The sequence below is a fragment of the Priestia sp. 10L35 genome (assembly GCF_056395685.1).
Genome location: NZ_JBFTKA010000006.1, coordinates 284,439 through 306,809, shown reverse-complemented (window position 1 = coordinate 306,809; position 22,371 = coordinate 284,439). Strand labels below are relative to the sequence as shown.

The 22,371-nt window shown below is 39.2% G+C and carries 24 protein-coding genes and 1 riboswitch; of the genes, 3 read left to right on the top strand and 21 right to left on the bottom strand.

The window, feature by feature from the left end; translation table 11 throughout:
* Positions 1-3: 3 nt before the first annotated feature.
* The 13 genes from sufC to AC1DEF_RS21765 all read right to left on the bottom strand — a co-directional run bounded on the left by sufC (position 4) and on the right by AC1DEF_RS21765 (position 12,019).
* Positions 4-789 carry a Fe-S cluster assembly ATPase SufC gene (gene sufC / locus AC1DEF_RS21825; RefSeq protein ID WP_013059647.1) on the bottom strand — a complete coding sequence of 262 codons (786 nt, stop codon included), beginning with the start codon at positions 787-789 and terminating at the stop codon, positions 4-6.
* Between the two features lie 239 nt (positions 790-1,028).
* A complete protein-coding gene (locus AC1DEF_RS21820) occupies positions 1,029-1,394 on the bottom strand; it encodes a carboxymuconolactone decarboxylase family protein (RefSeq protein WP_047931108.1) in 366 nt (121 codons plus the stop codon).
* Between the two features lie 122 nt (positions 1,395-1,516).
* Positions 1,517-2,353, bottom strand: a complete 837-nt coding sequence (locus AC1DEF_RS21815) for a MetQ/NlpA family ABC transporter substrate-binding protein (RefSeq protein WP_014457885.1) — start codon at positions 2,351-2,353, stop codon at positions 1,517-1,519.
* A gap of 17 nt (positions 2,354-2,370) precedes the next feature.
* On the bottom strand, positions 2,371-3,039 hold the full coding sequence (locus AC1DEF_RS21810; protein WP_013085342.1) for a methionine ABC transporter permease: 669 nt from the start codon (positions 3,037-3,039) through the stop codon (positions 2,371-2,373).
* Positions 3,032-4,057 (bottom strand): methionine ABC transporter ATP-binding protein, encoded by a 1,026-nt coding sequence (locus tag AC1DEF_RS21805; RefSeq protein WP_043977252.1) that lies wholly within the window; start codon positions 4,055-4,057, stop codon positions 3,032-3,034. Before AC1DEF_RS21805 ends, AC1DEF_RS21810 begins: the two co-directional genes overlap by 8 nt.
* A 131-nt stretch (positions 4,058-4,188) precedes the next feature.
* Positions 4,189-4,296, bottom strand: a riboswitch (SAM riboswitch).
* A 180-nt stretch (positions 4,297-4,476) separates the two neighbouring features.
* Positions 4,477-4,776 carry a thioredoxin family protein gene (locus AC1DEF_RS21800; protein ID WP_097824861.1) on the bottom strand — a complete coding sequence of 100 codons (300 nt, stop codon included), beginning with the start codon at positions 4,774-4,776 and terminating at the stop codon, positions 4,477-4,479.
* A gap of 14 nt (positions 4,777-4,790) precedes the next feature.
* Positions 4,791-5,141 carry a toprim domain-containing protein gene (locus tag AC1DEF_RS21795; protein ID WP_025752660.1) on the bottom strand — a complete coding sequence of 117 codons (351 nt, stop codon included), beginning with the start codon at positions 5,139-5,141 and terminating at the stop codon, positions 4,791-4,793.
* A 181-nt stretch (positions 5,142-5,322) separates the two neighbouring features.
* Positions 5,323-5,568 (bottom strand): YusG family protein, encoded by a 246-nt coding sequence (locus tag AC1DEF_RS21790; protein ID WP_013059654.1) that lies wholly within the window; start codon positions 5,566-5,568, stop codon positions 5,323-5,325.
* A gap of 79 nt (positions 5,569-5,647) precedes the next feature.
* Complete coding sequence (gene gcvH / locus AC1DEF_RS21785; RefSeq protein WP_013059655.1) at positions 5,648-6,031, bottom strand: glycine cleavage system protein GcvH; 384 nt, start codon at positions 6,029-6,031, stop codon at positions 5,648-5,650.
* 135 nt (positions 6,032-6,166) lie between these two features.
* Positions 6,167-6,523, bottom strand: a complete 357-nt coding sequence (locus tag AC1DEF_RS21780; RefSeq protein ID WP_013059656.1) for an arsenate reductase family protein — start codon at positions 6,521-6,523, stop codon at positions 6,167-6,169.
* 115 nt (positions 6,524-6,638) lie between these two features.
* On the bottom strand, positions 6,639-8,423 hold the full coding sequence (locus AC1DEF_RS21775; RefSeq protein WP_043977255.1) for an acyl-CoA dehydrogenase family protein: 1,785 nt from the start codon (positions 8,421-8,423) through the stop codon (positions 6,639-6,641).
* 23 nt (positions 8,424-8,446) lie between these two features.
* Complete coding sequence (locus AC1DEF_RS21770) at positions 8,447-9,625, bottom strand: acetyl-CoA C-acetyltransferase (RefSeq protein WP_097824863.1); 1,179 nt, start codon at positions 9,623-9,625, stop codon at positions 8,447-8,449.
* A 12-nt stretch (positions 9,626-9,637) separates the two neighbouring features.
* Entirely contained in the window at positions 9,638-12,019 is a 2,382-nt protein-coding gene (locus AC1DEF_RS21765) for a 3-hydroxyacyl-CoA dehydrogenase/enoyl-CoA hydratase family protein (protein ID WP_176521340.1), read from the bottom strand.
* Positions 12,020-12,203: 184 nt separating this feature from the next.
* On the opposite strand from AC1DEF_RS21765, the gene AC1DEF_RS21760 reads away from it, so the two are divergent.
* Positions 12,204-12,353 carry a YuzL family protein gene (locus tag AC1DEF_RS21760; protein WP_013059660.1) on the top strand — a complete coding sequence of 50 codons (150 nt, stop codon included), beginning with the start codon at positions 12,204-12,206 and terminating at the stop codon, positions 12,351-12,353.
* A 79-nt stretch (positions 12,354-12,432) separates the two neighbouring features.
* Here AC1DEF_RS21760 and AC1DEF_RS21755 read toward each other — a convergent pair whose 3' ends face one another.
* From AC1DEF_RS21755 to AC1DEF_RS21730, 6 genes are all read right to left on the bottom strand, one after another.
* Positions 12,433-13,350, bottom strand: coding sequence for a proline dehydrogenase family protein (locus tag AC1DEF_RS21755; RefSeq protein WP_043977260.1), 918 nt, complete (start codon positions 13,348-13,350; stop codon positions 12,433-12,435).
* 173 nt (positions 13,351-13,523) lie between these two features.
* Positions 13,524-13,781: a YusU family protein gene (locus tag AC1DEF_RS21750; protein WP_013059662.1), complete on the bottom strand. Its 258-nt coding sequence runs from the start codon at positions 13,779-13,781 to the stop codon at positions 13,524-13,526.
* Entirely contained in the window at positions 13,774-14,541 is a 768-nt protein-coding gene (locus AC1DEF_RS21745) for an IucA/IucC family C-terminal-domain containing protein (RefSeq protein WP_097824865.1), read from the bottom strand. The genes AC1DEF_RS21750 and AC1DEF_RS21745 overlap by 8 nt, the downstream gene beginning before the upstream one ends.
* Entirely contained in the window at positions 14,531-15,358 is an 828-nt protein-coding gene (locus tag AC1DEF_RS21740; RefSeq protein ID WP_013059664.1) for an ABC transporter ATP-binding protein, read from the bottom strand. Before AC1DEF_RS21740 ends, AC1DEF_RS21745 begins: the two co-directional genes overlap by 11 nt.
* A 26-nt stretch (positions 15,359-15,384) precedes the next feature.
* Positions 15,385-16,434, bottom strand: a complete 1,050-nt coding sequence (locus tag AC1DEF_RS21735; RefSeq protein WP_043977265.1) for a FecCD family ABC transporter permease — start codon at positions 16,432-16,434, stop codon at positions 15,385-15,387.
* Positions 16,431-17,435 carry a FecCD family ABC transporter permease gene (locus AC1DEF_RS21730; RefSeq protein ID WP_043977266.1) on the bottom strand — a complete coding sequence of 335 codons (1,005 nt, stop codon included), beginning with the start codon at positions 17,433-17,435 and terminating at the stop codon, positions 16,431-16,433. Before AC1DEF_RS21730 ends, AC1DEF_RS21735 begins: the two co-directional genes overlap by 4 nt.
* 179 nt (positions 17,436-17,614) lie before the next feature.
* Here AC1DEF_RS21730 and AC1DEF_RS21725 point away from each other — a divergent pair, with 179 nt between their 5' ends.
* Positions 17,615-18,601, top strand: a complete 987-nt coding sequence (locus tag AC1DEF_RS21725; RefSeq protein ID WP_318331343.1) for an ABC transporter substrate-binding protein — start codon at positions 17,615-17,617, stop codon at positions 18,599-18,601.
* A 111-nt stretch (positions 18,602-18,712) separates the two neighbouring features.
* Positions 18,713-18,886, top strand: coding sequence for a YozQ family protein (locus AC1DEF_RS21720; RefSeq protein WP_013085357.1), 174 nt, complete (start codon positions 18,713-18,715; stop codon positions 18,884-18,886).
* Between the two features lie 33 nt (positions 18,887-18,919).
* Here AC1DEF_RS21720 and AC1DEF_RS21715 read toward each other — a convergent pair whose 3' ends face one another.
* Positions 18,920-19,057, bottom strand: coding sequence for a hypothetical protein (locus AC1DEF_RS21715; protein ID WP_014457868.1), 138 nt, complete (start codon positions 19,055-19,057; stop codon positions 18,920-18,922).
* A 36-nt stretch (positions 19,058-19,093) separates the two neighbouring features.
* Positions 19,094-22,204: an efflux RND transporter permease subunit gene (locus tag AC1DEF_RS21710; RefSeq protein WP_097824867.1), complete on the bottom strand. Its 3,111-nt coding sequence runs from the start codon at positions 22,202-22,204 to the stop codon at positions 19,094-19,096.
* Positions 22,205-22,371 lie beyond the last annotated feature (167 nt).

The window sequence follows — 22,371 nt, the reverse complement described above, 5'->3', positions numbered from 1 at the left end:
CTCTTAAGCTTCTTGCTCTACAGTTTCGTCTTCAATACCTAATTCTTGTTTGATCCAGTCATAACCTTCTGCCTCTAGACGCTGTGCTAATTCTGGTCCGCCTGATTTTACAACGCGACCTTGCATCATAACGTGAACTTTATCTGGTGTAATGTAGTTTAGTAAACGTTGATAGTGAGTAATCATTAAGCAACCAAACTCGCTGCCGCGCAGTTCATTAATACCTTTTGATACAACTTTTAACGCATCGATATCTAAACCAGAGTCGATTTCATCTAAAATTGCAATTCCTGGTTGAAGCATCATTAATTGCAGAATTTCATTACGTTTCTTCTCACCGCCAGAGAAACCTTCGTTTAGGTAACGCTGAGCCATGTCTTGATCCATCTCTAAGAAATCCATGTTTTTGTCTAATTGACGGATGAATTTCATTAGTGAAATTTCTTCGCCTTCTTCACGACGAGCATTAATTGCTGAACGTAAGAAGTCAGCATTTGTTACCCCGCTGATTTCACTTGGATATTGCATAGCTAGGAATAGACCTGCACGAGCGCGCTCATCTACTTCCATCTCAAGTACATCTTCGCCGTCTAGCGTGATGCTTCCTTGTGTAACCTCGTATTTAGGATGTCCCATGATTGCTGAAGATAATGTTGATTTACCAGTACCGTTTGGTCCCATGATTGCATGGATTTCGCCGCCCTTAACTTCTAAATTAACACCTTTTAAAATTTCTTTACCTTCAATTGCAACATGAAGATCTTTAATTGTTAAAGTTGACCCTGCCATATTAAAACCTCCAGTTATAGACGTATATAGTAAAAAACGATATACCTATATCTTTTTAATTATTCTCATTTTATTCTCATTACAATCTTATAACAAATGAAAACTTATAGCAACCTTTTGACCCAAAAGGTTTTAAACCATTATGTACATTTTTCAAGACTAAATCCACTCATAAAAAAGTTGCCTTAAAAGACTCCATAGAGCCTTCTAAGACAAGCTTTTTTACCCTCTTTATTTACTTAGTGCGTGTGGCTAGTCAGTTCTGAAATACACTCTTGGACAAGCGTAACGGACTGACTCATCGCTGCGCCTCCGCCAAATGCTGCTGACACTCCGCATGCTTCTAAAATTTCTTGTTCAGTTGCACCTTGATCAATGCAGCCTTTTGTATGATAAATCATACAGTACTCGTCTTGAGCTACTACGCTGATTCCTAACGCGATTAACTGCTTTTCTTTTTTAGAAAGAGAACCTTCTCCAAAACATGCTTCAGTAAACGCATTAAACGTTTTTGTTACTTCCGGCAATTTTCCGCTAAATTTCCCAACACCCATTTTATAATCATGAAGTGCTTGCTCAGTTGAATGACGTGCTTCTTGCTGCATAACGTCAGCTCCCATCATCAGTAAAGTTTTCACGGTTAGTATGCGTGAGAAAAATAAGAGTTATTCGTTTTCCCGCATACAAAAAAAGCACTTGCCCAGAGTGGACAAGCGCTTTTCTTCTATTATTTATTTACCGGCAGTACTCCGCCTTTGTATTTTTCTTTAATGTAGTCTTGAATTTCTTTAGAGTGAAGAACTTTCACTAAAGCTTTCACTGTATCTTTATTTTCGTCGCCTTTGTGAACCGTAATGATGTTTGCATAAGGGTTATTTTCTTTGCTTTCCACTGCGATTGGATCTTTTACTGGATCTAAACCAGCATCGATAGCATAGTTAGCATTGATAACAACAGCGTCACCTTCATTATTTTTGTACATTTGAGGTAGCAATCCACCTTCAACATCGGCTTTAAATTTTAAATTCTTCGGGTTTTCTACGATATCTTTAATTTGTGCATCTGTTTTCTTTACGCCTGGTTTTAATTTGATTACGCCGGCTTTTTCAAAAATCGATAAAATACGTCCTTGCTCTGCTACTGCATCACGCATAATAACTGTGCCGTTTTTCGGAAGATCTTTTAAGCTTTTGTATTTTTTAGAGTAGATACCGATTGGTTCAATGTGAATGGCACCGGCACTTACAAAATCATACCCTTTTTCACCCTTGTGATCTTTCAGCACTGAATTCATATAAGGAACGTGCTGGAAGTAGTTTGCATCAATTTCATTGTTTGCAAGAGCTGTGTTCGGTAAGATGTAATCTTGGAATTTTTTAATTTCTAAGTCGATTCCTTGTTTTTCTAAAATCGGTTTTGCTTGTTCTAAAATTTCAGCATGAGGCGTATTAGATGCACCCACAACAATTTTCTTTTCATCTTTTGATCCATTGTTAGATCCACATGCAGCTAATCCTACTACTAGCGCAGATGTTAGTGCTAAAGCCGAAAGCCATTTTTTCATAATAAATAATCCTCCCTTTATCTTTTATCAATTTTTGCAGTAATCGCATCTCCAATAAGTTGGATAATAAATACAATAATCAAAATTAAGATCGTAGCAGCTAGCGTTACATCATTATGACTGCGCTGGAATCCTTCTAAATATGCAAGATTCCCAAGACCTCCAGCTCCAATCACACCCGCCATTGCCGTATAGCCGACTAGCGCAATCGTCGTTACCGTCAAACCAGAAATTAAAGCTGGCAGCGATTCAGGTAACAGCACTTTAAAGATAATAGTGCTTGTTGTTGCTCCCATTGATTTAGCAGCTTCAATAACACCTTTATCAATTTCACGCAGACCAATTTCTACAAGACGCGCATAAAATGGTGCTGCTCCCACAATTAAAGCAGGTAACGCTGCATTAGCGCCTAAAATACTTCCTACCAATGCTTTGGTAAATGGAATCAGTAAAACAATTAAAATAATGAATGGAATGGAACGAAAGATATTTACAACTGCTGACACAATGGCATATAAAGGTTTGTTTTGCCAGAGCTGTCCTTTGGACGTTAAAAATAAAAGCAAGCCCAATAAAATACCTAGAACAAACGTGGCTATAACTGAAATAGCCGTCATATATAGTGTTTCATTTGTCGCTTGAATAAAATCATCTAAAATAACGTTCGGAAATAGTTTCTCAAGCATTTGTCATTACCTCCACTTCTACCTGCTGCTCATGAATGTATGCAATGACTTTTTCAACTTCTGTTAATTCTCCGTCTAAATGAACGAACAACGTCCCGTATGAACCTGTTTGTGTATGAGAAATCTTTCCTTGCAAAATATTAATCGTTACATCAAACTGTTTTAAAATCGTTGTAATGAGCGGTTGCTCTGCTTTTCCGCCAACAAACGTCAGCTGAATAATTTGCCCGCTTGGATATAACCCCTGTACTTGTTCAATTGTTTCAAACGTTTCTTCTGGTTCAGAAATCTGTTGAACGAATCGTTTTGTAATCGGCTGCTTAGGTTTTCTGAATACTTCTAGCACTTGTCCTTCTTCTACCACTGCCCCATTTTCCATAACGGCTACCCGATGACAAATTTTACGAATAACGTGCATTTCATGAGTAATCAATACAATGGTTAACCCTAGCTTCTCATTAATATCTACTAACAGATCTAAAATGGAATCTGTCGTTTGAGGATCAAGCGCTGATGTTGCTTCATCACACAGCAATACTTTTGGGTTATTGGCTAGCGCTCGAGCAATACCAACACGCTGCTTTTGTCCACCGCTAAGCTGTGATGGATAAGCATTTTCACGCCCTTCAAGCCCGACTAACTTGATAAGCTCGTCTACTCGTTTCATTCTTTTTTCTTTTGAGATCCCTGCTATTTCTAACGGAAAAGCAATATTTTCTCGCACCGTACGCGACCACAAGATATTAAAGTGCTGAAATACCATACTAATTTCTTGTCTAGCTTTTCTGAGTTTTCCGCCTTTAATTTTTCCAATATCATTACCTGCTACTTCTACCGTTCCTGTCGTTGGTGTTTCTAACCCGTTTAGCAAGCGAATTAAAGAACTTTTCCCCGCTCCGCTATAACCAATAATTCCGTAAATTTCACCTTGGTTAACGGTTAGATTCACATTATCAACAGCTGTTATTTGACCACTTTTGGCCTGATAAATTTTTGTAACGTCTGTTAATGTAATCATATTTCTTCACCTTCTTTAGTAAAAACTTAATTATGTTAGGTTGCCCTATAGGATGAAAAAGCCGTAAAACAATTTTCCCCATCAAAAAAGCCTCTCTGCGCATGACAGAAAGGCTCGATATTTAATCCTTTCTCTCATCTTTCAAAGCGCATAGCTTTGCAGGAATTGGCACCATTTCAGTTAGTCTGACGGTTGCCGGGTTTCACAGGGCTCAGTCCCTCCACCTCTCTTGATAAGAGTTCGCAACAATTATTTTGTTTTTGGGAAATATTCATTCATTTATGAACATTCATGAGTGTGATTTTAGCATGTGTCAGATAGGCTGTCAACAGATTTTGTTCTTGGGATAATATCCCAAGATTCCAACAGCCCCAACGGTTCACTCTCTTTCAATTTCTTCATTTTAAACAAACGTTTGATTATCGAAGCTCTTCAAGTACGTGCTCGATGGAATGAAACGCATAGAGTTTTTTTACCATTTCGCCATTTTTCACTTCAATCAAACAAGGTACACTTTCAATTGAAAATATTTCTGCTTTTGAAGGCATATAATTTAAATTGCTCATTCCGATGGTCACACCGGGCAGCATCGCTTCTGCTACGGTTAACATTTTTTTTGCCAGCTGACATGTCCCGCAAAAAGGTGTATGGAAAAAGATAAACGTTCTTTGTCCTTCTTTTAACTGATCGTCAAGCTGTTTTTCGCTCCATTCTTGCATGTTGCTCATTCCTTTTATGTTAAAAATTCTGCATTAACATCGATATTGGCACTCAGTAATACTGTTGCTATGTGATGTCTAGGGGCGGCAGCAACCTCTCGGTACATTTTATCAATATATAGATGCTCTGCTTCCGGAAGCTCTCGTTTAAATTGTTTTCTTAGCTTATTCCCTGAATCATCAGAGTCAACAAGTATGTATACCTCTTTGTTAAACGTACAGTCAATAATTTCATCCAGCTTTGATAAACTAATCGTACCGTTTGTACAGATAATTTCAATTGGTTCTCGAATGATATCTTGGATACGCTTTTTATCTGATTTTCCTTCGACAATAATTACTTTTTCAATTTCAATTAGCCCCATTTTCATCACCCATAATCGTCAGTTGTATAGTAACATCATTTCTTTATGCTATACAATATTCGTTAATGTATCACAGTTCACCTGTTTTTTAAAAGAAATTTGCAAGAAAGAACTGTTTTAAAAAGCAGCTTAGGCCATATTGTTTCCATAAGACAAGAAAAACAGTGGCAGTTGCCACTGTTTAGCACCATCCTGCTTCTTCGTCGCAGTCTGTATATTTTTGCGTTTCACCTTGTTTTTGTACATCCGTATATTGATAGAACTTATTATTTTCTTGCGAATAACCTTCTTCAAAGCGGTATTCATTGCCGCTTGTTCCGTAACTAACTTCACCAATTGGCTGCTTATCAACATATAATTTCATACCGCCGTCATGAAATTTAGCTGTAACGCGATCTGTAACGTCCATTTTTTGTTTTTCAAACATAAAAAGACACTCCTTTAGCTTGTTTACTAATAGAGTGTCCAGTCAAAAACTTTTCATAAAGACAATTTATGGAGGAATATTATCCTTCGTTTGTCATTTCTTCGTATTGCTCTGCTGTCATTAGCTTATCTACTTGAGAAGCATCAGACGGTTTGATTGTAATCATCCATGCTTCTTCGTATGGAGATTCATTAACAAGTTCAGGGCTATCGCTTAAGTTGTCGTTTACTGCTACAACTTCACCGCTAATTGGTGCGTAAAGCTCAGAAACTGTTTTTACTGATTCAACGCTGCCAAACGGCTCGTCAGCTTCTACTGTTGCTCCTACTTCTGGCAGTTCAACGAATACGATGTCGCCAAGCTCAGCTTGAGCGAAATGCGTAATACCTACGCGGACAACGTCCCCTTCTGTTTTTACCCATTCATGCTCTTCAGAATAACGCAAATCTTTTGGTGTACTCATCTTAATCCCTCCAAAATATGTATCGTAATTTGTTTATATAAAAAGCGCCTTCAACGTGGAGAACACTTTCTACAACCTAAAATAACTTCCTATTAACAGTGTAACGTAAAAGGTAAAAATTTTCTATTTGAAAACTTACTTCCACACGTCCTCAAACTGCTCTTCTTTGAAGCCAAGCGTTACTTTTTGTCCATCTGTTAGCAGCGGACGCTTAATTAACATGCCATCTGACGCAAGAATCGACAGAAGTTCATCTTCACTCGCACTGCTTACTTTATCTTTAAGTCCTAATTCGCGATATTTTTTACCGCTTGTATTAAAGAATTTTTTTAATTCTAAGCCGCTGTTCTGATAATAAGATTGCAGCTGCTCTTTTGTTGGCGGGTTTTCTACAATATGGATTTCTTCATACGCTACTCCGTTATCATCCAGCCACTTCTTGGCTTTTCGGCACGTACCACACTTTGGATATGAATAAAAAAATAATGACATTTCGTCAACCACCCTTTATTTTAAGCTTTTTTCGTATTTTAACACATCCTTTATCATTTACCTAGATAGAGGCTTCTTAAACAAAAAGGAGCTCGTAAAACGAGCTCCTTTTCCCTTAAACTGTGAACTTCTCTACTTCTAGAAGCGTTTTTGCAATCTCGCGCTTTACACTAATTACATTAATTGGTGTATAGCGAGTTAACTTGCGAAGAGACGAAAGCATGACTCTAAGCGTATCACCTTGTTCAACGCCAATTAACGTTTCCTTTGCATCTGCTTCAATTCGATTAAATGCTTCTTGGCAAAATACTTGCGTATATTTTACCTTCAAGCTGTTTTGATCTGCACCTGTTTTGGAAATCGCTTTTTCAGTACGTAAAACAGTGGATTCCATTGCATATACGTTACTAATCATATCGGAAATATTAACGAGAATTTCTTGTTCTTTCTCTAATTCTTTCCCATACTTCTGTGCAGCTAGACCTAAAAGCAAGAGCGCAATTTTCTTTCCATTTTGCACAAGCATTTTTTCTTGATCTAACGGCTCATTTCCTACTTCCTGCGGCATAAGCATCATCAATTCTTCTTGAAGCGTTTGTGCTTTTTGAAGCAGCGGAAGCTCTCCTTTTAGCGCTTTGCGTAAATATGTGCCTGGTACTAAGAGTCGATTAATTTCATTTGTTCCTTCAAAAATACGGTTAATGCGGGAATCACGATACAGGCGCTCAATTTCATACTCACTCATAAAACCATAGCCTCCGTGAAGCTGCACCCCTTCATCTACGATGTAGTCAAGAGATTCCGTGGCAAACACTTTGTTTAATGAGCATTCAATGGCATATTCAGCAATGGAAGCGGCAATTTGCTTTCCGTCTTTTTGCTGTTCTTCTGAAAGCTGGCCCATATGGTCTTCAAAAAGTCCTACCGTACGATAGACGGAGCTTTCAGTTGCATATAATTTAGAAGCCATTGTTGCTAATTTTTCTTGGGTTAATGAAAATTTAGCGATTGGCGTTTTAAACTGCTGACGCTGGTTAACATATTGAGACGTGATTTCTAACGCACGTTTCCCTGCTCCAACTGCTCCAACTCCAAGCTTGTAGCGCCCAATATTTAAAATGTTAAAGGCAATCACATGACCTTTTCCCACTTCACCTAACACGTTCTCTTTTGGAACAAGTGCATCTTCAAGAATCAACGTTCTTGTTGATGAACTCTTGATTCCCATCTTCTTCTCTTCCGGTCCAACCGATACGCCTGGAAATTCGCGTTCAACGATAAAAGCAGAAAATTTATCGCCGTCGATTTTCGCGTACACGACGAACACATCAGCAAATCCGGCATTTGTAATCCACTGCTTTTCTCCATTTAACACATAGTGTGTGCCTTCTGCGTTAAGGCGAGCTGTTGTGCGAGCACCGAGGGCATCGGAACCAGAACCAGGTTCTGTTAACGCATATGCTGCTATTTTTTCCCCAACTGCTAAAGCAGGTAAATATGCTTGTTTTTGCTCTTCTGTTCCAAATAAGACGATTGGCAATGACCCAATTCCTACGTGAGCACCATGAGTGATGGAAAATCCGCCTGCTCGAGACATTTTTTCAGCAATTAAAGCCGAGGTAATCTTATCTAAACCGAGTCCACCGTATTCTTCTGGTACATCTGCACCAAGCAAACCTAATTCACCAGCTTGTTTTAATAACTTTACAGAACGGTCAAACTCATGCTTTTCTAAATATTCCACTTGTGGAAGGACTTCATTTTCTACAAATTCATCTGTCGTCTTGGCAATCATCTTTTGTTCAGATGTATAATCCTCCGGCGTGTAGACGCGGCTTGCATCGCCTTCTTCAATTAAAAAGCTTCCACCTTTAATCATTTGTTTTGTTTTATTTGACATGTTCATATCCCCCTTTGAAATGATTATGCTAACAATTCAAATACACCAGCAGCTCCCATTCCTCCGCCAATACACATCGTGACAATTCCAAACTGCTCATTTCGACGCTGCATTTCGTGCATTAAGCTAATAGTCAGCTTAGCTCCGGTACAGCCTAATGGATGACCTAAGGCAATAGCGCCTCCGTTTACATTTACTTTATCTTCATTAATATTTAATTCACGAATAACGCCAAGTGCTTGAGAAGCAAATGCTTCATTTAATTCAAACAATCCGATATCAGAAAGCTCCAGCCCTGCTAGTTTAAGAGCTTTAGGAATGGCAGCTATCGGGCCAATCCCCATTACTTCAGGCGGAACTCCTCCAACTGCAAATGAGCGAAACTTAAGCAAAGGCTTTAACCCTTCTGCTTCAGCTTGCTCTTTATCCATTAGAAAAACGGATGCAGCTCCGTCACTTGTCTGCGAAGAGTTTCCAGCTGTTACGGATCCTTTAACCGAAAAAGCTGGACGAAGTTTTCCTAATACATCCGCAGTTGTGCCAGGACGAACTCCTTCATCTTGAGAGAACATCAGCTTTTGTTCACGGAGCTTATTGTTTTCATCCACTTTTCGAAGCGTCACTTCCACCGGAACAATTTCGTCGTTAAACTTCCCTTCTTGAAGTGCTTTTGCTGCTTTTTGATGGCTGCGTACAGCAAACGCATCCTGGTCTTCACGTGAAATGCCGTATTTCATCGCTACTTGTTCTGCTGTATGTCCCATGCCCATATAATATTCCGGCGCATTTTCAACCAGCTGAACATTTGGACGCGCTACGTTTCCAAACATCGGAACAAAACTCATTGATTCTGCTCCTCCAGCTAACACTGCTTTGGCTTGCCCTAGCATAATTCGTTCTGCACCGTAGGCAATACTTTGCAAACCTGATGAACAATAACGATTAATCGTTATTGCTGGCACCGTATAAGGCAAACCCGCAAGAGCGCCAATATTTCGAGCCATATTCAAACCTTGTTCTGCTTCAGGCATCGCACAACCAATAATTAAATCATCAATTGGTCCTTCGTATCCGCCTGCTCGGCGAAGAGTTTCTTTAACCGCAATGGCTCCCAAATCATCAGGCCTAACACTTGCCAGTGAACCTTTTTTTGCTTTTCCAACCGGTGTCCTAGCACCTGCTACAATAACTGCTTCTCTCATTTTTTCTCCCCCTTAATTACGCAGTGGTTTTCCTTTAACTAACATGTGCTGCATACGTTCTTGAGACTTCGCTTCTCCAACAAGGCTTAAAAACGCTTCTCTCTCTAAGTCCAGCAAATACTCTTCATCAACTTCCGAACCAAACGCTACACGTCCTCCAGCTAACACAAATGCTAACTTACTAGCAATTTTATAATCATGTTCTGATATATATCCTGAATACTTCATGGATTGAGCTCCTAGCAGCAACGTTGCATATCCTGTTTCTCCAACCACAGGAATTTTAGTTCTTACAGGTGGTTTATAGCCCGTGTCATGTAAAGCAAGGACTGAGTTCTTCGCATCATTCAGCAAGTGATCTCCGTTTACGCTGATGCCATCATGGCGATTTAAAAAGTTTAGCTGTCTAGCTTCTGCAGCAGAAGCAGATACTTTTGCAGTAGCAATTGTTTCAAATGTTTTATTGGCAATTTGCTGAAGATCGAGCGTTACACCGTTAGGTAAACCATTTAGCTGTTTGATATAAAGCTCCTTATTACCTCCTCCACCAGGAATGAGTCCGACTCCTACTTCTACAAGGCCCATGTAAGTTTCAGCAGAAGCTTGAATTTTAGCTGACGGTAAGCAAATTTCTGCTCCGCCTCCAAGAGTCATCGCAAATGGAGCTGCAACAACCGGCTTTTCATTGTATTTCACCTTCATCATTGCCTGTTGAAATTGTTTAATGACAAATTCAATTTCAAAATAATTGTCATCTTGTGCTTCCATTAAAATCATAGCTAAGTTAGCGCCAACGCAGAAATTTTTCCCTTGATTTCCTATGACCAGCCCTTTATAGTTCTTATTCACTTCTTCAAGAGACTGATTTAATAAACTAATAATATCTAGCCCGATTGCATTGCTAGGAGAGGTGAACTGCAGGCACGCCACATCATCTCCTAAATCAATTAAACTCGCTCCGCTGTTTTCTAAAATGAGATTATTTTGAGAACGTAAAGATGACAGGTGAATCACCTTTTTATTTTCTTTTACCGCTTTATACTCTTCATCTTCGTAGTAAAGCGTTTGACCTTCCATTTCTTTATAGAAGCTTGTAAATCCATTTTCCTGCATTTGTTTTACCCACTGCGGAACTGCTAAACCAGACTGCTCCATCTTCTCAATTGACTTTTCTAAACCAATTGCATCCCACGTCTCAAAAGGACCCATTTTCCAGCCAAATCCCCACTTCATAGCTTGATCAACGGCCACGATATCGTCGGCGATTTCATTTTTTAACTGTGCTGCATATACAAGAACGGGACTGATCACATTCCAAAGAAGCTGTCCGGCACGATCATCAGAATATATAAGCGCTTTCATTTTATTTTGCAGCCCTTTTGCCTGCTTGCTTAATTCGGTAGAAGCTGTTTTTAACTTCTTTCTCTCGACGTATTGAAGTGTACTAGGATCAAGTTCCAAAATTTCCTTTCCTTTCTTCAAAAAGAAGCCTTGCCCTGACTTGCTTCCCAGCCAGCCATTTTCCTGCATTTGTTTCATAAATAAAGGGACATCGAACACTTCTTTTTCTTTGCCTTCTACTTTGTCAAATACATTATTAGCCACATGAATAAATGTGTCTAGACCCACTACGTCTAGTGTTCGAAACGTTGCGCTTTTTGGTCTTCCAATTAAGGGGCCCGTCACAGAGTCAACTTCTCCCACGCTGTAATTGCCTTTTAACATTTCTTGAACGGTCACAAGTAAACCGTACGTACCGATACGGTTGGCGATAAAGTTAGGCGTATCTTTTGCAATAACTACTCCTTTACCTAATACATCTTCACCAAACGTTTTCATATATTCAACAATTTCTGATTTTGTGTCATGAGTTGGAATGATTTCTAATAACTTTAAATAACGCGGTGGATTAAAAAAGTGCGTTCCTAAAAAATGCGCTTTAAAATCTTCTGAGCGTCCTTTAGCCATTTCGTGGATCGATATTCCTGAAGTATTTGAACTTACGATACTTCCTTTTTTTCGTACACTGTCAATTCTTTCAAACAACTGCTGTTTAATATCAAGACGTTCCACTACTACTTCAATAATCCAATCACACTCGCTTAACTGCTGTAAATGATCTTCAAGATTTCCTGGCGTAATTAACGATAGTGATGACTTCGACGTTAAAGGTGCCGGTTTTTGCTTCGTTAATTTAGCTAGAGCAGTTGTACTCAACCGATTTCTCACTTGTCTATCTTCAAGCGTTAGCTGTTTTTTTTCCTCGTCTGCTGTTAATGAAGTTGGAACCACGTCTAGCAAAAGTGTTGGAATTCCTACATTTGCTAAATGAGCTGCAATTCCAGAGCCCATAACTCCTGAACCTAAAACGGCGGCTTTTTTTATGTTCATAATTATCCCCACATCCCCTTTAATATATTGAATGAATGATCATTCATTTTATGCGTAAAAAAAGAGAGTCACTGTTAATCTCTGTTTTTACTATAAAACATTTTTTAAATTTTCGCAATATATTCACAATATTATCTCTAACTATTTTTAATGTGTTTGGTTATCTTAATACACAGGAGGTGATTTTGTGAGCAAATTAAAGAAGGATCCATCGTCAGCAGGCGTAAGCGCAGCAAGCGTTAAAGGAAATGCTGGACCGGTCAATGAACCGCACGGACGCGGCAAAAAGACATCTCAAAACCAACAGTACACAAAGCATAACACTCAAGGACATTAACCTCAAAATCGAACATGAGTAATCGAATCATGTTCGATTTTTGATTATTTCTTACTTTGTCATCACGACCATTTCATTATTATTTTTTTACAATTCCTTTTAAGACAAATGCGACATTTGCAGGTCTTTCTGCAAGGCGCCTCATAAAGTACCCATACCAGTCCGTTCCATAAGGAACGTACACTCTCATTTTATATTGTTCTGCTACGAGCTGAACTTGCCTTTCTGATCGAATCCCGTATAGCATCTGAAACTCAAACTGATTCATTGAAATTCCATGCTTTTTAACAAACTCTTTTGTATACTGAATGATTCGTTCATCGTGAGTAGCAACTGCTGTGTAGTGACCGTTTAATAAGTGAAGTCCAATGATGTTTTGAAAGTTTTCGTCCACGTCTTCTTTATCAGGAAACGCCACGTCTGCTGCTTCTTTGTACGCCCCTTTCACTAACCTTAATTTAGGAGCATAAGCATCTAATTCACGGATGTCACTTTCTGTTCGATATAAGTATGCTTGAAGCACCGTCCCTACGTGTTCATACTCATTTTTTAATTGTTTAAATAGCTTAATCGTCTTGCTGCATCGCTTATAGTCCTCCATATCAATCGTCACAAATACGCTATGTTTTTCCGCTTCTTCAAGAATACGCCGCATATGATGAAGCGCCAAATCTTCTGAAATATCTAGTCCCATAGACGTTAATTTTAAAGAAATTTCTGAATCTAATCTTTCTTTGTGTATAAGGTGAATGGCCTTTATGCATTGAGCTGCAGCATGATCCACTTCAACTTCACTTTCCACAAACTCGCCAAGATAATCAATCGTTACTTTTAATCCCTGTTCATTTAGCTTTTTTATCACACTAACAGCTTCATCGATGGTTTCCCCTGCAACAAAACGTGCTGCTCCAAAACGTAAGCCATAGCGCTTAGCCAGCTTTGTTAACTTTTTGCTTTTTGATAACAATAAAAAAAAGTTTCTTATCGTTTGTTCCAAAGCAACCCCCCGCCTTCACTTGTCATACGCCTCACAAAATTTATTTAATTATCATTAATTTTACCATTTTTCAAACTAGATAGGCACCCTTTATTAACGTATGCACACAAAACCAAAAAGCGACCGAGAGCTTTTGGATAAAAAAACATCCATCAGCTTTGTGATGAATGTTTTTATTCTGGTTTTCGCTGTGACGCTCGATGCGCTTCATTCAGCTCTTTTATTTCCTTCACAATCTCGACCATTTCCGCTTTTGCTTCTGGATATAATTGATTCCAATGCTTGGTTAAAGGCGGCATGGATTTTGAGATATGGTTGTAAAGTGCCCACATTTTTACTTTTTCTTGTAGCTGCTCGTCACTTTGACCAACCATTAGTTCCGTATACTTTTCAATTAAACCGTCGAATTGCTCTTGAAAGGTTTTACTCATGCACAATCACTCCTTTCTTTGGTTTACAAATAACCGGACACGTTCGACAATAAGTCTTTTTATCTCCTGTTTGGTAAGACAAACAGCACGTTTGCCGACCTCTTATCTCCTGCTTTTGCTTCTCTACTTGAAGAGGTGAACTGTACCTAGCAAACGGATTATGATGGTATGAACCAAAGTGATGACCCTCAGCTTCTTCCAACACATATCGTAAATTCTTTTGTACTTGCACATTTTCTATTTCTTCATTTGCTAAAAGCAAATCACAAAGCCAGTGGATATAAACAGCTACGTTTTCCCACAGCGTCAGCTTCGAGATTTTTGTCACTTTACGCAGTGATGACCATATCCGCTCAATGTGATGAGCAAACAATTCATCAAGAAGTTCATCAAGAAGAATTTTCCGATTGTCCTCTGTTACTTCTTTCGTCTCAGTTTCTGAGATGAACACTTTTGGGAGCCACATCGTTTCAGCGTCTTCTGTATGCAACGAAACATTTTTAGTCGATGCATTTATCTTTTTTTGAAACACAATAAATGAATACAAAGCCGCCACCACAACAAAGCTATACCGCTTAGCTAACATGGAGGCAGCTGCTCTCAAGTTATCAGCCTCCATCGTCTGTTGAATCCATAGCAGCTGCATCCGCAGCGTGCTTTCATCCATGCAGCTGGAGGGAGACAACCTATACAGCGAGTTATCTTTAAACGTACAGCGGAATTTTTCTGCTAACTCGCTTTGCTCTTTCTTATTGAGCATGCTGCGTTTCAACGCGCAGCTTATTCACAATACATCGTCCGCGCCCATGAGGAATACAAAGAGGCGTTCCAAATAACGGATCCACCGTCACTTCACAGTTCATATTAAAGACTCGCTGTACTAAATCGCAGTTAATGACTTCTTCTGGTCTTCCCTGTGCATAGATTTTTTTATCTTGAAGCGCCACAATATGATGAGCATAGCGGCAGGCTAAGTTTAAATCATGCAGCACCATTACGATGGTACGATTTTCTTTTTCATTCAGTTCAAACAACAAGTCCAAGATCTCAATTTGATGCGTCATATCTAAATACGTTGTCGGTTCATCAAGTAAAATAATATCCGTATCTTGTGCTAATGTCATAGCAATCCATGCGCGCTGACGCTGTCCTCCAGAAAGCGAATCAACTTGACGATCAGCCAAGTCTGCTAACCCTGTTGCTTCGAGTGCATTTTGTACTTTTTCTTCATCTTCTTGAGACCACTGACGGAACCAATTTTGATACGGATAGCGCCCTTGTTTAACAAGCTGAAGCACTGTCAGCCCTTCAGGTGCAACAGGACCTTGCGGAAGAATTGCTAGCTGCTTTGCAATTTCCTTGGTCGGAAGAGAGGAAATTTTAGAGCCTTCTAGTAAAATAGAGCCTGCATGTGGCTTTAATAGTCTTGCTAGTGAACGCAGCAGCGTAGATTTTCCGCATCCATTACTGCCGATAAAAACCGTAATCTCACCCTTTGGGATGGTAACGTCAAGCTCATCTATAATCATCGCTTCTCCATATGATAATGTTAGCGATTTTGTTTCTAACGAATGCATGCGAATCGCTCCTTCTACAAAGAATGCTATACGTTTCTTTGTTTGTATAGTAAATAAATGAAGTACGGTGCGCCAATTGCAGCTGTAAATACACCTGCTGGCACTTCGATTGGCAAGAAAAATGTTCGGCCAATTAAATCTGCTGCTGTGATTAAAATCGCTCCGATTAGTGCCGATAGCGGTATTAAAGCTCCGAACGAAGAACCTACCAGCTTTCGGGCAATATGTGGAGCAAGCAATCCTACAAAGCTAATCCCGCCGGCAAATGCAACGGCGCTTCCTGTTAAAGCTGTACTCATCAGTAATAGTGCCAATCGATTTTTTTGAACGCGACTTCCAACGTTAGTCGCAATTTCTTCACCTAATTCTTGAACATTTAAATTTCGAATCATTAAAATCGTGATTATAACCAGCCCTATTGTAACAGGAACTAGTACGGAAACACTGGCCCAGTTTGAGCCATACACCGTTCCTGTAATCCAAATATTTGCCTGGCTTGCGCGATAGATAGGACCCATAATCATAAACAGCGTGGTCATAGCTTTCGTTAACGCTGTTAATCCAATTCCTATTAATACTAGTGTAATAGGAGAGACGCCATTTTTCCAGGCAAACACATAAAGTAAAAGCGCCACTGCCAATGCACCTAAAAATGCGCTAACAGGCATCCAATTAATACTTACGGTTAACGAGTTGCTTTTATCACTAAATAGTGTCAAAAATAACACTACACCGACTGACGCTCCCCCTGTTAATCCAATTAAGTCTGGTGAAGCAAGCGGATTTCGCACAAGCCCCTGCAAGATAGCACCTGCAATGGCTAAACAAATACCGGCACAAATGGCAACGATAATGCGCGGAAGTCTAAAGGAGGTAACAACTAACCGTTCAAACTCCAGTCCATGACCCGCTAAAATGTTAATCACACGAAAGGGATTGATAAATAAGTCACCCGTACCTGCACTTAATAAAAAAAGAGCAATAAGTGCAGCTGAAAAACCAGTGATAATCAAAGCTGCTTTTATGTTAATTAAAAATGAAATTCGCTTTAAGCGAAGAGATAAGTATGTTTTCATGACGCCTTGGCCCCTTTCCTTGCCATGTAGATAAAGAAAGGTGTACCAATAACAGCAGTCATGACTCCAACAGGGATTTCTTGAGGCATAATGACATATCTAGCCGCAACATCAGCTAATAAAATTAAAATCCCGCCGGCAACCGCACTATAGGGAAATACCCAGCGATAATCTTGTCCTACAATTGCTCTTACAACATGAGGAACAATGATTCCAACAAAGCTAATCGGACCGGCTACTGCAACGGCTCCACCAGCTAAAATGGCAATAATGATCCCGCTTATAATTTTCACAAGAGCCGTTCTTTGACCTAATCCTTTAGCTACATCTTCACCAATCGTTAAAATATTAATTTTTGAAGCAATAAAAAACGTGACAATAATTGCTAGCACTACATAAGGCAGTATGTCATACAGCATTTCCACCTTGCGCCCTTGAACAGACCCAGCCAGCCAAAAGAGAACTTGATCAAGTGAAGATTCATCGACAGCCAGCAGACCTTGTGTTAAAGAAGAGAAAAAGGCTGCAATAGCCGCTCCTGCGAGCGTCAATTTAATAGGCGTTAATCCTTCTTTTCCGATGGACCCAAGAAAATAGACAACCACTACGGTTAATGCCGCTCCTAAAAATGCAATCCATGTAAAAGCTTGAAGTGAATTGACCGAAAAAATCATCACTGCAACAACAATAAAAAAGCTGGCCCCAGCGTTCACACCAATAATATCTGGTGAAGCAAGTGGGTTTTTCGTTAACGCCTGCATCATTGCTCCTGCAATTCCTAAACAAATACCTACCACAGCACCGATTATAGCGCGCGGCAATCGAATATTTTGAATAACTATGTGCTCATTCGAACCGTTAAACGCTTGAAAAGCTTCAAATGCTGTCTTGATACTTGTATCTGTGTATCCGAGTACGATACTTAATCCAATACAGATTAAAAGCAGCATGATTCCAATGATGAGCCCCATTACTTTCATTTGAACACTGCGTAGCATCATTTTCATTGCTCTCCTCTAAGATGATTCCTATATATATCTAACCTTTAGTTTAGGAAACATTGAAAAAAGTGTCAATGATTTTGAGAATCATTTTCAATTTTTAATTGACACCGCTTAAAAGTTAGAATATTATCTTAATTGTTAATGAAAATCATTATCACTTAAGAGGAGGAAGAGATGTGAATACATATTCTAAAGGCAAGTTGTCATATTTGTTATCTATTCTTACCATTATGACACTGCTTGTGCTGGCAGCCTGCGGTAATTCAAACAGCGCTGACGATAATAAAAAAGAAAAAACTGAGGGTTCTGGCGAAACTTATACAGTAAAACACGCAATGGATAAAACAGAGATTAAAGGAACACCTAAACGAGTGGTCGTTTTAACAAACGAAGGTACTGAAGCTCTTCTTGCAATGGGTGTAAAGCCTGTGGGTGCTGTTCAATCATGGTTAGGGAATCCGTGGTATGACCATATTAAAGGTCAGATGAAAGGCGTTAAAAGTGTAGGTACAGAAAGCGAACCAAGCTTAGAAGCAATCGCAGCTTTAAAACCTGACTTGATTATCGGAAATAAGATGCGCCAAGAAAAAGTATACGATCAGCTGAGTCAAATTGCTCCGACTGTATTTTCTGAAGAGCTGCGCGGAGACTGGAAATCAAACTTTAAGTTATATGCAAAAGCTGTGAATAAAGAAGAAAAAGGTAAAAAAGTATTAGCTGACTATGACAATCGCGTAGCAGATTTAAAGAAACGTCTTGGTGATCAGTTAAAACAAAAAATCTCAGTTGTACGCTTTACAGCTGGAGACGTTCGTATCTATCATAAAGATTCGTTCTCAGGCGTTATTTTAGATCAGCTTGGTTTTGCTCGCCCTGAATCTCAAAACAAAAATGATTTTGCTGAAATGAATGCAACAAAAGAACGCATTCCGGCAATGGACGGCGATCAGCTATTCTACTTCTCTTATGAAACGGGAGACGGCGAAGCAACAAAGCTTGAAAAAGAATGGATAAACGATCCGCTTTTCAAAAAGTTAAAAGTAGCTCAAGAAGACCATGTTCATAAAGTAGATGATGCTACTTGGAATACAGCAGGCGGTGTGTTAGCAGCTAATATCGTACTTGATGATATTGAAAAAATCTTCTTAGATAAAAAACAATAATAATATGAAAGAAAGAGCTTCGACGAACCGAAGCTCTTTTTGCATGTATAATGTATTTCCTTTCATCGCACACTAACCGTGGTCTCACTTTATTAAATAGGAGTGGTGAAAATGAATTCAAAAAAACAGCCTAAAAAGCAGCCTGATACAAATGAAATGGCTGACCGTCAGTTCGAAACAGAAGATTATAACCGACAAGATGCACTCTCACAAGGCCTAGCAGAAACACATGAGCAAGTAAGCGACGCCTATCAAGAAGGATCATTTGAAGATACAGATCGTTAATAAAAAAAGAGCTGACTCTAAGTCAGCTCTTTTTTATTTTGAATGCTGCCATGCCGTTTTAGGCAATGACATGGACATCCACTGCTGGCGCTTTGATTTATCAATCGTTACTTTCTTTGCTTTAATTCCTTGTTGAATCAGCTGTTTCATTAGTTTATCAATTGACTTCATCGCTATTCACCTCAAAAGCGGAAATTTGTTTTGCTTCTACTTTTTTACTTTTTTGCGCTTAAACTTCATAAAAAACTCATAGACAATTGGAACGATAATGAGCGTAAGCAGCGTAGAACTTGTTAGTCCTCCGATTACCGTAACCCCTAGCCCTTTTGAAATAAGGCCTCCACCTTCAAATCCAAACGCTAATGGAAGCAGTGCACCAATCGTTGCAATAGCTGTCATTAAGATCGGGCGAAGACGGGTCATTCCAGCTTCTAGTAACGCTTCACGCGTCGACAGACCCTCTTGCTCTTTATGAATCACGCGGTCAATCAGAACAATTGCATTGGTTACCACAATTCCAATCAGCATAAGAGCTCCAATCATCGAAGAAATGCTGATTGTTTCTCCAGATATTAACAGCGCCACTAGTGCACCAATAAGTGTAAATGGAAGTGAGAATAAGATAGCAAACGGTGCTAGCCCTCCACCAAATGTCAGTACTAGTACGAAGTACACGATACCGATGGCTGCGAGCATAGCAATTCCTAATTGACTAAATGAGTCATTAATTTGCTCTGATGCTCCGCCAAAGTTAATATCCATATCACTTGGCAAATCAATTTTCTTCACTTCTTTTTGAACGTTAGAAGAAACGCCGCCTACATCGTCACTCTTAATATCGGCACTTACCTCTGCATAAATTTTATTATCACGGCGAGTTACCGTATTCGATGTTTTACCTTTTTTAATATCGACAACTTCATTTAATGTAACTTCCTGTCCAGTTTGAGAGGTCACTTTTGTGCTTGAAAGTTCGGCAAAAGTAGAGAAATCCTCTTTTTCTTTTGGAAGGTATACGTTAATTTCGTTTCCATCTTTTTGGATAGTCGTTAATACTTCACGCTGGCCAAGGTTCGAAATTTGCATGCCGATTTGACTAGCAGACAAGCCCAGTTTAGCGGCTTTCTTTTGATTCGGTACTAGCGTATATTCATCAAACGTATCTGAAAGCGTAGAATCGACATTTTTCAGTTCTTTATGCTTGTCTAAAACATGCTGAACTTTATCAGCATAAGGTTTGATTTCATCTAAGCTATCTCCGTAAATAAGGACGTTTAATGAATTATTGCTACCGCTAGACGCCGTATTCATTGAGCCCCATTCACCTTGATTCGCTTGTTTATTAAGAGCTTTTAATACTTTATCCTGCTCTTTATCAAAGTTTTGTGTATCCTCGTCATATTGCACAAATGTTAAAACGTTATTTTTGCTTCCCGGATTAAAAGAGTTACCTTCACCGAACGAATACTGAACCGTTTTGACACCATCTCGCTTCATCAAGTACGCTTCTGCGCGATTTGCTGCTTTTTCTACGTCGCTTTGAGACTGTCCGGCTTTCGGTGTATACGTAAGCGTCAGCGTTTTTTCTTGATCGGATGATAAGAAGCTCACGCCAATAGAAGGAACTAAGAATAAACTTCCTACTAACAGTAGTACGGCTAACCCAAAGGAAATAAGCTTATGGTTTAGCGTCCAGTTCAAAATTCGCTTATATCCGTGCGCTAGTTTGCTTGGTTTTTCTTCTTTTACTTTTACATTTGTTTTAAATAACGAATGAGCAAGCATCGGCACGAGTGTTACCGCTACTAGCAGTGATGCTAACAGTGCAAAAACAACGGTTAACGCAAACGGTAAGAATAGCTCTCCTACCGGTCCTTCTACTAGACCTAACGGTAAGAATACGGCCACGGTTACGATTGTAGAAGAGAAAATTGGAACAAACATCTCTTTCGTTGCCGCGACAATTAAATCTTTTCCTTTAAGCTTTTCTTCCTGATAAGCCATGCGGCGGTAAATATTTTCAATAACGACAATGGAATCATCTACAACCCTTCCAATGGCTACAGTCATCGCTCCGAGCGTCATAATATTTAAAGAGATATCCATTGATTTGAGCGCTAAAATGGCGATTAATAACGAAAGCGGAATCGAAATAACGGCAATAATCGTTGAACGAATATCACGTAAAAATAAAAGAATAATAATAACCGCAAAGACCGCACCGATAATAGCTTTATTTAGCATCGTATGAACAGAATCTTCAATCGGTTTACCTTGATCAAAAATATTGTCAACGTGAAGGTCTTTGTTTTTCTTTTCTAGGCTATTCATTTTTTCTTTAATATCATTTACAACATTTACTGTGTTCGCATCCTTCGCTTTGACAACTTGTACAGCAATTGAAGGTTTTCCATTCGTGCGAGAAATAGATTCTGCTTTCCCCGTCACTTTAATATCCGCAATTTCTTTTAATTTCACAGTGGGAATAGAAGCTGCGGACGGCGCCTGCTGAACGGCTCCTTGTGTCTGCTGCTGGCTCATTCCTTGTTGCTGATCTCGAGCAGCTCCTTGACTAGGCACAGCTGGAATCTCTAAGTTTTCCAAATCTTTTTCTGTTGTCATCTTTCCGTCTACCACAACAGATTTTTGAGATCCATCCATCGTATACGTACCAGCCGGCACTTTTGCATCAGATGCTTGGATAAGCTTTTTCACCGTATCTTCATCGAGTCCCAGCTGCTTGAGCTTATCTTGTTTGAATACAAGTTCTGCTTCTTCAACTTGTTCTCCTGACACGCTGACCGAAGAAATCCCCTGCACTTTTTCAACTTGTGGAACAACAGTATTTTTTACATACTTCGTTAATTCTTCTAATGATTTTTTATCATCTGAAACGCTTAATGAAATAATCGGAAAATCACTAATGCTTTGTCTTGAAACATTTGGTTCCTCTACATCATCTGGCAGATCTACGTTTGAAAGAGCTCGTCTAACTTCGTCTTCTGCCTTCTCCATATCTTTACTAAAGCTATATTCAACTTGAATAGTAGCCATATTTTCATAAGAAGATGAGCTAACTGTGTCAACGCCGCTCAGTCCCTGAAGCTTTTGTTCAATCGGCTTACTCACCTTATCTGCCACTTGTTCCGGAGTGGCTCCCGGATAAGTTGCACTGACTGTTACAACAGGCGTTGAAATATCAGGAATGGTCTCTAGCTTCATATTAAACCCTGAATACAGCCCTGCAATAATGACAAATAGTGTTAACAGCCATACTGCAAATTTATTTTTCAATGAAAATTTAATAAACTTCCCCAATGCATATCCTCCTTCAAATATATGTATACTAATAAAATTGACTGATCGGTCACAACAACTTAAAATATAAATGACTAACCGGTCAGTGTCAACCCTAAGCAGGCTCTCTCCTAACATGTTCATAATAAAGACATATTTACGATAAATCGTTTTTTAAAGGAACTGAC

What these genes read in the sequence shown, in the direction of transcription:
- AC1DEF_RS21815 (WP_014457885.1), bottom strand. Translation starts at nt 2,353, where the DNA reads ATGAAAAAATGGCTTTCGGCTTTAGCACTAACATCTGCGCTAGTAGTA.
- sufC (WP_013059647.1), bottom strand. Translation starts at nt 789, where the DNA reads ATGGCAGGGTCAACTTTAACAATTAAAGATCTTCATGTTGCAATTGAA.
- AC1DEF_RS21715 (WP_014457868.1), bottom strand. Translation starts at nt 19,057, where the DNA reads ATGAAGTCAATTGATAAACTAATGAAACAGCTGATTCAACAAGGAATT.
- AC1DEF_RS21720 (WP_013085357.1), top strand. Translation starts at nt 18,713, where the DNA reads ATGAATTCAAAAAAACAGCCTAAAAAGCAGCCTGATACAAATGAAATG.
- AC1DEF_RS21745 (WP_097824865.1), bottom strand. Translation starts at nt 14,541, where the DNA reads ATGCTCAATAAGAAAGAGCAAAGCGAGTTAGCAGAAAAATTCCGCTGT.
- AC1DEF_RS21730 (WP_043977266.1), bottom strand. Translation starts at nt 17,435, where the DNA reads ATGATGCTACGCAGTGTTCAAATGAAAGTAATGGGGCTCATCATTGGA.
- AC1DEF_RS21790 (WP_013059654.1), bottom strand. Translation starts at nt 5,568, where the DNA reads ATGTTTGAAAAACAAAAAATGGACGTTACAGATCGCGTTACAGCTAAA.
- AC1DEF_RS21795 (WP_025752660.1), bottom strand. Translation starts at nt 5,141, where the DNA reads ATGGGGCTAATTGAAATTGAAAAAGTAATTATTGTCGAAGGAAAATCA.
- AC1DEF_RS21750 (WP_013059662.1), bottom strand. Translation starts at nt 13,781, where the DNA reads ATGAGTAAAACCTTTCAAGAGCAATTCGACGGTTTAATTGAAAAGTAT.
- gcvH (WP_013059655.1), bottom strand. Translation starts at nt 6,031, where the DNA reads ATGAGTACACCAAAAGATTTGCGTTATTCTGAAGAGCATGAATGGGTA.
- AC1DEF_RS21805 (WP_043977252.1), bottom strand. Translation starts at nt 4,057, where the DNA reads ATGATTACATTAACAGACGTTACAAAAATTTATCAGGCCAAAAGTGGT.
- AC1DEF_RS21820 (WP_047931108.1), bottom strand. Translation starts at nt 1,394, where the DNA reads ATGCAGCAAGAAGCACGTCATTCAACTGAGCAAGCACTTCATGATTAT.
- AC1DEF_RS21810 (WP_013085342.1), bottom strand. Translation starts at nt 3,039, where the DNA reads ATGCTTGAGAAACTATTTCCGAACGTTATTTTAGATGATTTTATTCAA.
- AC1DEF_RS21800 (WP_097824861.1), bottom strand. Translation starts at nt 4,776, where the DNA reads ATGCAAGAATGGAGCGAAAAACAGCTTGACGATCAGTTAAAAGAAGGA.
- AC1DEF_RS21780 (WP_013059656.1), bottom strand. Translation starts at nt 6,523, where the DNA reads ATGTCATTATTTTTTTATTCATATCCAAAGTGTGGTACGTGCCGAAAA.
- AC1DEF_RS21775 (WP_043977255.1), bottom strand. Translation starts at nt 8,423, where the DNA reads ATGTCAAATAAAACAAAACAAATGATTAAAGGTGGAAGCTTTTTAATT.
- AC1DEF_RS21740 (WP_013059664.1), bottom strand. Translation starts at nt 15,358, where the DNA reads ATGCATTCGTTAGAAACAAAATCGCTAACATTATCATATGGAGAAGCG.
- AC1DEF_RS21735 (WP_043977265.1), bottom strand. Translation starts at nt 16,434, where the DNA reads ATGAAAACATACTTATCTCTTCGCTTAAAGCGAATTTCATTTTTAATT.
- AC1DEF_RS21770 (WP_097824863.1), bottom strand. Translation starts at nt 9,625, where the DNA reads ATGAGAGAAGCAGTTATTGTAGCAGGTGCTAGGACACCGGTTGGAAAA.